Annotated in this window: 8 protein-coding genes and 1 pseudogene; 6 read left to right on the forward strand and 3 right to left on the reverse strand. The window is 63.4% G+C overall.

Features of this window, described 5'->3' with window-relative positions:
* Positions 1-189: 189 nt before the first annotated feature.
* From AC30NL_RS17615 to AC30NL_RS17625, 3 genes are read left to right on the forward strand one after another with little or no spacing between them, the layout of a single operon-like run.
* Positions 190-453 carry a FeoA family protein gene (locus AC30NL_RS17615; protein ID WP_489465291.1) on the forward strand — a complete coding sequence of 88 codons (264 nt, stop codon included), beginning with the start codon at positions 190-192 and terminating at the stop codon, positions 451-453.
* A 4-nt stretch (positions 454-457) separates the two neighbouring features.
* Positions 458-2,347 (forward strand): ferrous iron transporter B, encoded by a 1,890-nt coding sequence (gene feoB / locus AC30NL_RS17620; protein WP_489465292.1) that lies wholly within the window; start codon positions 458-460, stop codon positions 2,345-2,347.
* A gap of 1 nt (position 2,348) precedes the next feature.
* The gene (locus tag AC30NL_RS17625) at positions 2,349-2,612 is read left to right on the forward strand and encodes a hypothetical protein (RefSeq protein ID WP_489465293.1); all 264 of its coding nucleotides are present in this window, start codon (positions 2,349-2,351) and stop codon (positions 2,610-2,612) included.
* Positions 2,613-2,684: 72 nt separating this feature from the next.
* On the opposite strand, the gene ispH is transcribed toward AC30NL_RS17625, so the two are convergent.
* Positions 2,685-3,620, reverse strand: a complete 936-nt coding sequence (ispH, locus tag AC30NL_RS17630; RefSeq protein ID WP_489465294.1) for a 4-hydroxy-3-methylbut-2-enyl diphosphate reductase — start codon at positions 3,618-3,620, stop codon at positions 2,685-2,687.
* On the reverse strand, positions 3,620-4,063 hold the full coding sequence (locus tag AC30NL_RS17635) for an FKBP-type peptidyl-prolyl cis-trans isomerase (protein ID WP_489465295.1): 444 nt from the start codon (positions 4,061-4,063) through the stop codon (positions 3,620-3,622). Before AC30NL_RS17635 ends, ispH begins: the two co-directional genes overlap by 1 nt.
* A gap of 60 nt (positions 4,064-4,123) precedes the next feature.
* On the opposite strand from AC30NL_RS17635, the gene radC reads away from it, so the two are divergent.
* The 3 genes from radC to dinB all read left to right on the forward strand — a co-directional run bounded on the left by radC (position 4,124) and on the right by dinB (position 6,852).
* Positions 4,124-4,798, forward strand: a complete 675-nt coding sequence (radC, locus tag AC30NL_RS17640) for a RadC family protein (RefSeq protein ID WP_489465296.1) — start codon at positions 4,124-4,126, stop codon at positions 4,796-4,798.
* Complete coding sequence (locus tag AC30NL_RS17645) at positions 4,795-5,433, forward strand: Smr/MutS family protein (RefSeq protein ID WP_489465297.1); 639 nt, start codon at positions 4,795-4,797, stop codon at positions 5,431-5,433. Before radC ends, AC30NL_RS17645 begins: the two co-directional genes overlap by 4 nt.
* A gap of 147 nt (positions 5,434-5,580) precedes the next feature.
* Positions 5,581-6,852 carry a DNA polymerase IV gene (gene dinB, locus AC30NL_RS17650; RefSeq protein WP_489465298.1) on the forward strand — a complete coding sequence of 424 codons (1,272 nt, stop codon included), beginning with the start codon at positions 5,581-5,583 and terminating at the stop codon, positions 6,850-6,852.
* On the opposite strand, the pseudogene AC30NL_RS17655 reads toward dinB, so the two are convergent.
* A pseudogene (locus tag AC30NL_RS17655) lies at positions 6,815-6,916 on the reverse strand (IS481 family transposase); the annotation flags it as partial. The gene dinB and the pseudogene AC30NL_RS17655 overlap by 38 nt on opposite strands.

Here is a 6,916-nt window from a genome sequence, read left to right on the forward strand (position 1 = left end):
AAGCGCAGCCATAGCTCGTGCTATGGCGAGCATTTGCAACGACGAGCAGGGGTCTTTTGGCGTGATGAGCGGGCATGATCGAAATACTCTCAGCCTCTCAGGCCTTGCCGAAAGGGGAACTTCCAAGCGAAATGAGAGACAATCTCATTTGCAGGAACGCTTCGGTACCTGCTTCATCTTTCTGATGCGATGTCCACCCCGACGATGCTGTTGACCGAGTTGCCCAACGGAGCACACGCCACTGTTGAAGGCGTCGTTGCTGCGTCGGAGGATGTCGATGCCGTCACCCTTCGCCGGCTCGGGGAATTGGGCTTCATTCCTGGCGAACCGCTTCAGCTGCTACGACGTGGTCCCGGTGGGCGCGAACCGCTCGCAGTCGTGATCGGCGAAACCATGTTCGCCTTGCGCCTGCTGGAAGCGCAGTGCATCGAGGTGCGGCCCATTGCCGCCTGACGCGATGCCGCATTCGCAAGCTCACGCCGATCCGCAACTGCCTGCGTGGAGCGTGGCGCTGGTCGGCAACCCAAACTGTGGCAAGACCGCCCTTTTCAATCTGCTGACGGGCGCGAGACAAAAGGTTGCCAACTACGCAGGCGTGACGGTCGAACGCAAGGTCGGTGCCGCGCGACTGCGCAACGGACGAGTCGTGTCCGTGGTCGATCTCCCCGGCGCCTACAGCCTCACTCCCGCCACCCCTGATGAGCAGGTCACGCTCGAAGTGATCGAGGGCCGACGCCACGGCGAAGCGGCCCCGGACGCCATCATTGCGGTGGTCGACGCGACAAACCTGCGTATGAACCTGCGGTTGGTGCTCGAGCTGAAGCGCATGGGCCGGCCGATGATCGTCGCGCTGAACATGGCCGACGTGGCGCGCTCCGAAGGCCTCGTCATCGACGTGAAGAAGCTGTCACAGGAACTCGGCTGCGCGGTCGTCGAGACGGTGGCCGTCAAGCATGACGGGCATGCGCAACTGCTGGCCGAGCTGGAGCGCGAATTTTCGACCGGCCTGGCGCCCACGCATGCAGACGTGCTGGTGGGCGATGCGCCGTCGTCGGCCGACCTTCAACGCGAGGTGCGTCGCATCCTCGCCGCAGTGGCGCCGAACGCGATGAAGGTGCAACGCTTCCACCATCGCCTCGATGGCGTCGTGATGCACCCCGTGTGGGGCCTGACACTTCTTGCAGCGCTGCTCTTCCTCATCTTCCAGGCGGTGTTCTCCTGGGCCAACGTGCCCATGGACGCGATCAAGGCCGCGATGGCCGGGCTGGGCGGATGGGTCACCGATCACATGGCCGACGGCCCGCTGCGCAGCCTGCTGGTCAACGGCGTGATCGCAGGTGCGGGCGGTGTGATCGTCTTCCTGCCGCAGATCCTCATCCTCTTCTTCTTCATCCTGTTGCTTGAAGACTCCGGCTACCTGCCGCGCGCGGCCTTTCTGCTCGACAACCTGATGGGCAAAGTGGGCTTGTCGGGGCGAGCGTTCATTCCACTGCTGTCGAGCTTTGCCTGCGCGATTCCCGGGATCATGGCCACGCGCACGATCGCCAACTGGAAGGACAGACTCGCGACCATCATGATCGCGCCGCTGATGACCTGCTCGGCGCGCCTACCGGTCTATGCGCTGCTGATCGGCGCTTTCGTTCCAGATCGCGCGGTCGGGCCTTTCAATCTTCGCGGCCTCACGCTATTTGGCCTCTACGTCGCTGGCGTCGTGTCGGCCATGGGAGTGGCTTATCTCTTCAAACGCGTGTGGATGAAGACGACCTACCAGCCACTGATGCTGGAGTTGCCGCCCTATCGCGTGCCAGGCTTGCGCAACCTGGTGCTTGGCCTGTGGGAACGTGCACGCATTTTCCTTCGTCGCGTGGGCGGGATCATCTTCTCGTTGATGGTGATCCTGTGGTTCCTGTCGAGCTACCCCTCGGCGCCCCTCGGCGCCACGGGCCCAGCAATCCAGTACAGCATCGCTGGCCTGCTCGGGCAGGCACTGCAGCATCTGTTCGCACCCATCGGCTTCAACTGGCAGATCTCGATCGCGCTGGTGCCGGGACTTGCCGCACGTGAAGTCGCGGTCGGTGCCTTGGGTACGGTGTATTCGCTGTCCGCAGCGGGTGACTCGGTGGCCGACACCTTGGCCCCTGTGATCGCGCAGGGCTGGTCGATTGCCACTGCCTACTCATTGCTGGCCTGGTACGTGTTCGCGCCGCAATGCATCTCGACGCTCGCGGTCGTCAAGCGCGAAACCAATTCGTGGCGCTATCCGATCCTGATGGCGGCCTATCTCTTCATGCTCGCCTATGTAGCGGCGTTCGTCACCTACCGCGTGACGCTTTGGTTGGGAGGCTGAGATGGCAGCCCAGAATCTCATCATGGCCTTGCTCGTGCTGGCGTGCACTGCGTATGCCGTGTGGACCTTGATGCCCTCAAATGCACGGCGAGCGATCGCATCACGGGTGTTGAAGTGGTCGTTGCCGGAAGTGATGCTGCGGCCGTTTCAAAAGGCGATGAAGCCGGCCGGCGCATGTGGTGGATGCGACAGCTGTGGGGATGCGAAGCCGGCGGTGAAGTCTGCCGTCCAGCCAATCCGATTCCATCGGATGACCAAGCGCTGATGCCTTCGCAGCCCGGTTGCAATCCGGAGATTGGCTTCACGCGGATGCCCACAATAAGACTAAGGATCCGGCCTACCTCAATCCCTTCGGCAACGGAAACTGAATCGTTTCCTCCACCCCAGGCATCTTTCTCACCGACACGGCTCCCAGTGCCTTGAGCCGCTCGATCACGTGCTGCACCAGGATGTCCGGTGCAGAGGCACCTGCCGTCAGCCCGACTCGCCGCTTTCCATCGAACCATTCGGGCCGCAAATCGTCCGGCGAATCGACCATGTGCGCCTGCGTCCCCAGCCGCTCGGCGAGTTCCCTCAGGCGATTGCTGTTGGAGCTTGTCGGGCTACCCACGACGATCAAAATGTCCACCTGCGGGGCAAGCACCTTGACCGCATCTTGCCGGTTCTGCGTGGCGTAGCAGATGTCCTGCTGCTTGGGCTCACGCACGTTCGGGAAGCGTCGCTTCACCGCGCGCAGGATCTCGGCAGCGTCATCCACCGACAGCGTCGTCTGCGTCACCACCGCGAGCTTGTCGGTTTGCTCGACCACGAGCCGATCGACGTCGGACACGTCTTCGACCAGATAAATGCCTTCGGTCAATTGCCCCATCGTGCCCTCGACTTCGGGATGCCCCTTGTGGCCGATCATGATGAAGTCGTAGCCTTCCTTGTGCAGCTTCGCCACTTCGACGTGCACTTTGGTCACGAGCGGACAGGTTGCGTCGAACACGCTGAAGCCCCGTGCTGCCGCCTCCTGCCGCACGGCCTGCGACACGCCATGAGCGCTGAAGACCAGCGTCGCGCCGGCGGGCACGTCATCAAGGTCTTCGATGAAGATCGCGCCTTTGCTCTTCAGGTCGTTGACGACGTAGGTGTTGTGCACGATTTCGTGCCGAACGTAGATCGGCGCCCCGAACTTCGCGAGCGCACGCTCGACGATCTCGATGGCGCGGTCCACGCCCGCACAGAATCCGCGCGGCGCGGCGAGAACCACTTCATCCAGAGGTCCGCTCATCACAACACCCCGATCAGTTGGACTTCGAAAGTCACCGGCTGGCCAGCCAAAGGGTGATTGAAGTCGAACAGCACCGACTCGTCACCGACCTCTTTCACCACTCCCGCGTAGGCCCCCTGCCCGTCGGGCGTCGGAAACTGCACCACGTCGCCGATGCGATAGGTTTCGTCGGGATCGCCCAGTTCGTCGAGCAGGCCTCTTTTCACGCGTTGCAGCAGCTCGGGGTTGCGCTCACCGAACGCTTCGCCTGCGGCGAGCTCAAAGCTCGCGCGGGTGCCTTCGGAAAGACCCAGTAGGCGAGCCTCCATGGCAGGTGCCAGTTCGCCGGTGCCAAGCGACAAGGTGGCTGGCTTGTCGAAAAAGGTGTTGATGATGTCGGCGCCGTCGAGCCCGGCGAGGCGGTAGTGCAGAGTCAGGAAGGACCCCGGTTGGACAAAATTCACGGGAGGACCCGGTTGATAGACTGACTGCAATTTTACGAGCGGGCCGCCGCGACAGGAGACATGGTTTTGAAGGACATTCCGGCAAGTGCCCGACCGCGCGAGCGATTGATGGCGCATGGCCCTGCGGCGCTTGCCGATGCGGAGCTCATCGCGCTGCTGCTGCGCACGGGCGTGAAGGGCACCTCGGTACTGCAGCTTTCGCAAAATCTGCTGGACAACTTCAACGGTTTGAGCGGCCTCTTGCAAGCCCAGCCCTCAGACTTGCAGAAGATCAAGGGCCTTGGACCCGCCAAGCGCGCAGAAATCGCCGCGGTGATGGAACTGGCTCGCCGCTCGCTCGCGCAGGAGATGGGCAAGCGGCCGGTGTTCGACTCGCCGCAGCGGGTGAAGGACTACCTTCGCATGCAGCTCGGCCATCTGGGACACGAGGTGTTCGTGGTGCTGTTTCTCGATGCGCAGAACCACCTCGTGCGCATCGAAGAGATGTTTCGCGGCACGCTCACGCAAACCAGCGTGTACCCGCGCGAGGTGGTCAAGCGTGCCCTCGAACTGCATGCGAGCGCGGTGATCCTCGCCCACAACCACCCGTCGAACGTGGCTGAACCGTCGCGTGCGGATGAGACCCTGACACAGACGCTGGTGCAGGCCATGCGCTTGATCGACGTTCGCGTGCTCGACCATCTCGTCGTCGGGAAGACCGAGGTCGTTTCCTTCGCAGAGCGAGGCCTCTTGTGACCACGCGCGCGCGCAGCCTGCAGGACCTCGCGGACATCCGCCGGGCGCTGCACGAGGCGGCGCAGGAAGCCGCGCGCCTGGAGGCCGAGGCGCGCGAGAAAGCCGCGAAGGAAAAGCGCGAGCGCGAACTGTTCGCGCACACCGTCGGCCCGGTGGCGCCGTTGCGCAGCGCCGTGCGGGCCTCGATGGACAAGCCCCGGCCAAGCCCCTTGCCTCGCCAACGCGAACGCGACGACGCAGCCGTGCTGCACGAGGCCATCTCCGACGAATTCGACGTCGAGACCTTGCTCGACACTGACGATGCACTCTCCTTTCGACGGCATGACATCGGGCCGGAGGTGGTCCGAAAACTCAGGCGAGGCGCATGGTCCATCCAGGCGCAACTCGACCTGCATGGCTTGCGCCGCGATGAAGCGCGCGAACAGCTCGGGGCGTTCCTGCGCGAGGCCGTTCGCCACGGACTGCGCTGCGTGCGCGTGATTCACGGCAAGGGCAATGGATCGCCCGGCCGCGAGCCGGTGCTCAAAGCCAAGGTGAAGAGCTGGCTGGTGCAAAAGAGCGAGGTGATCGCTTTCGCGCAGGCGCGTGCTGCCGATGGCGGACAGGGGGCGTTGCTGGTGCTGCTGAGAGGCTGAGACCGGCCCAGCCAGGCAGGGTGCGATCCGACCGGTACCCACCCATCGCACCTCGTGCGATACCACGCATCGACACTGTCGATATATACAGTACAGTGTGCCACCAAACCTCGTGTCCACACGCCGCAGGCGAATGCCGTACCGACCATGCCAACGCCCAGGCGCCTCATCGCTCATCTCGACATGGACGCGTTCTACGCGTCGGTCGAGCTCTTGCGTTACCCGGACCTGAAAGGCCAGCCGGTGGTGATCGGCGGCGGGCGCGACGCCCAGCCAAGGCACATGCCCGACGGGGCTCGCCGCTACGCCAAGCTGCGCGACTACGCCGGCCGCGGCGTCATTACCACCGCCACGTACGAGGCGCGGGCGCTGGGCGTGCATTCGGGCATGGGCGTGATGAAGGCAGCGCTGCTTGCGCCCGACGCAGTTTTGCTGCCCGTCGACTTCGATGAATACCGCAGGTATTCGAAGCTCTTCAAGGCCGCTGTCCGGCAGATTGCGCCCCTTGTCGAAGACCGCGGCATCGACGAGATCTACATAGCCCTCACCGACATCCCGGGCGCGCAAGACGACGCAGGCGCTGCCATCGCGCAGGAACTGAAAGACGCCGTGCGCAATGCCACTGGCCTGAGCTGTTCCATCGGCGTGACACCGAACAAGCTTCTGTCGAAGATCTGCTCCGATCTCGACAAACCTGACGGCCTCACGCTGCTGTCAGAAGATGAAGTACCCACGCGCATCTGGCCGCTGCCCGCGAAGAAGATCAACGGGATCGGCCCCAAGGCGACCGAGAAGCTCGCCGCGCTGGGCATCCATACCATCGGAGAACTGGCCGCGGCAGATGCGGCGTTTCTGGTCGCGCAGTTCGGCAAGAGTTATGGCGCGTGGATGCACGAGGCATCGCACGGCCGCGACGAGCGGCCGGTGGTGACCTACAGCGAGCCCAAGTCCATCAGCCGCGAAACCACCTTCGATCGCGACCTGCACGCGGTGCGCGACAAGAGCACGCTGGGCGCCATCTTCACGGAACTGTGCATCGAACTGGCCGGCGACCTCGCTCGCAAGGGCTATGCGGGCAAGACCATCGGTATCAAGCTGCGCTTCGACGACTTCAAGATCGTGACACGTGACATGACGCTGCCAGCGCACACCATGGACGCGCGCACCATTCGCCGCGCGGCGGGCGAATGCCTGAAGCGGGTGGACTTGACACGGCGCCTGAGACTGCTCGGCGTTCGCGCCGGCACCCTCGCCAAACTCAGCGATCTCGTCGCCCCGATCTCGCCGTATATGGCTGGCGATGCACCGACCAAGCATGCAGTGCAAGAGCCACCTTCTCCCTACAGCCTGCCTCTCTTCGATGCGCCAGACAAACCGGGAGTTAACTGTCAAGTCCCGTGTGTTCATAGACCTTTTTGACGAACAACTCGGGCTTTTTTTCACGCCAAGCCTTGAGCGCCTGAATGGGTGTTTGATGCTTCAA

The organism is Rhizobacter sp., from assembly GCA_021153565.1.
Taxonomy (GTDB): Bacteria; Pseudomonadota; Gammaproteobacteria; order Burkholderiales; family Burkholderiaceae_C; genus Albitalea.

Coding starts and splice junctions, on each gene's coding strand:
- ispH (WP_489465294.1), bottom strand. CDS start 3,620: ATGAGCGGACCTCTGGATGAAGTGGTTCTCGCCGCGCCGCGCGGATTC.
- AC30NL_RS17615 (WP_489465291.1), top strand. CDS start 190: ATGTCCACCCCGACGATGCTGTTGACCGAGTTGCCCAACGGAGCACAC.
- AC30NL_RS17625 (WP_489465293.1), top strand. CDS start 2,349: ATGGCAGCCCAGAATCTCATCATGGCCTTGCTCGTGCTGGCGTGCACT.
- radC (WP_489465296.1), top strand. CDS start 4,124: ATGGTTTTGAAGGACATTCCGGCAAGTGCCCGACCGCGCGAGCGATTG.
- dinB (WP_489465298.1), top strand. CDS start 5,581: ATGCCAACGCCCAGGCGCCTCATCGCTCATCTCGACATGGACGCGTTC.
- feoB (WP_489465292.1), top strand. CDS start 458: ATGCCGCATTCGCAAGCTCACGCCGATCCGCAACTGCCTGCGTGGAGC.